We start from the raw sequence: 1287 nt of genomic DNA, 5'->3' as shown, positions 1-1287 counted from the left end.
TGAAGTTCCACCCCGGGACCGGACACCGGAGTTTCATGCCGCGAGGGCGATGGGTGGACGGTAGCAGACACGTGCTTCGCGTGGTGTCTGGTGTTTCACGGTGGAATGTAATCTTTTGTTGTTGTAGTAGTTGACGTAGGCGAATACCGCCCGGCGGGCCTGCGCCCGGGTCGCGAAGACGCGGGTGCTGATCTCGGCCTTGAGGCTGGCGAAGAACGATTCGGCGACGGCGTTGTCGTAGCACGATCCGGTCCGGCCCATGGACGGCCGCATGTCGAGCCTGGTCAGCGCGGCCCTGAAGTCCTTCGATGTGTATTGGCTGCCGCGGTCGGAGTGGAAGATCGCGCCGGGGCGGACCAGGCCGCGGCGGTGAGCCAACTCCACGGCGTCGCACACGAGTTCGGAGCGCATGTGCGTGGCCATGGCGTGTCCGACGACTTCCCGGTTGAACAGGTCGATCGTGGTGGCCAGGTACAGCCAGCCCTCGGCGGTGGGCAGGTAGGTGATGTCACCGACCAGCCGCAGGCCGGGCGCCGGGGCGGTGAAGTCGCGGCGGATCAGGTCCGGTGCCGGCGCGGCCTTGGTGTCCTGTTTGGTCAGTGACCGCCGCCGGCGTCGGGTGATCCCGGCGAGGCCGCGTTCACGCATGACCCGTTCGACGCGTTTACGGTTGATGCGCAGCCCGCGGCGGCGCAGCTCGGCAGCGATCCGCGGCGCCCCGTAGCCTCGGTGTTCGGCCTGGATCTGCCGGATCAGCTGGGCGAGGTCCTCATCGTCGGCCTCTCGCGCCTGGCGGGCGGGTTCGGCGGCCAGCCACTCGTAGTAGCCCTGCCTGCGCTTGACCGCCAGAACACGACACAGTCGCGCCACACCGTAGACAGCGTGGTGCTCGGAGATGAACCGGTAGCGGCCGATCAATGACCCATCTCCTTCGCAAAATAGGCGGCCGCTTTCCGCAGGATCTCCTTCTCCAGCTCCAGTTCGGCGACCTTGCGCCGCAGCCGGCGCAGCTCGTCGCGTTCGGCGCCGCTCAGCTCGCCACCGTCACCATGGCGACCGGCACGCTGCTCATCGGCGCGTTTCGCGGCGCTGACCCAGCCGCGCAGGGTCTCGTGATTGACACCGAGCTCACGGCCGACGTCGCGCAGCGTTCGGCCCGAAGACCGGACCAGTTCGACCGCGTCCCGACGGAAATCCTCGGAATACTTCGAAGGGCGGGGCACCGGGACATCCTTCCCCCAGACCACTGTCTGGTTTCAAGGTGTCCGGCTCGAAGGTGGAACTTCA

The 1287-nt window shown here is 67.2% G+C and carries 2 protein-coding genes; both read right to left on the bottom strand.

Annotated features, from left to right (window positions below; genetic code table 11):
• Positions 1 to 33: 33 nt before the first annotated feature.
• Positions 34 to 918, bottom strand: a complete 885-nt coding sequence (locus ACIBQZ_RS43335; RefSeq protein WP_396094796.1) for an IS3 family transposase — start codon at positions 916 to 918, stop codon at positions 34 to 36.
• Positions 915 to 1223 carry a transposase gene (locus ACIBQZ_RS43330; RefSeq protein ID WP_396094795.1) on the bottom strand — a complete coding sequence of 103 codons (309 nt, stop codon included), beginning with the start codon at positions 1221 to 1223 and terminating at the stop codon, positions 915 to 917. Before ACIBQZ_RS43330 ends, ACIBQZ_RS43335 begins: the two co-directional genes overlap by 4 nt.
• Positions 1224 to 1287 lie beyond the last annotated feature (64 nt).

Origin of the sequence: Actinoplanes sp. NPDC049599 (assembly GCF_044465625.1) — a bacterium.
In the GTDB taxonomy this organism is placed as follows: domain Bacteria; phylum Actinomycetota; class Actinomycetes; order Mycobacteriales; family Micromonosporaceae; genus Actinoplanes.
The sequence above is the reverse complement of the archived record's forward strand: the minus strand, read 5'-3'. Positions and strand labels throughout refer to the sequence as shown.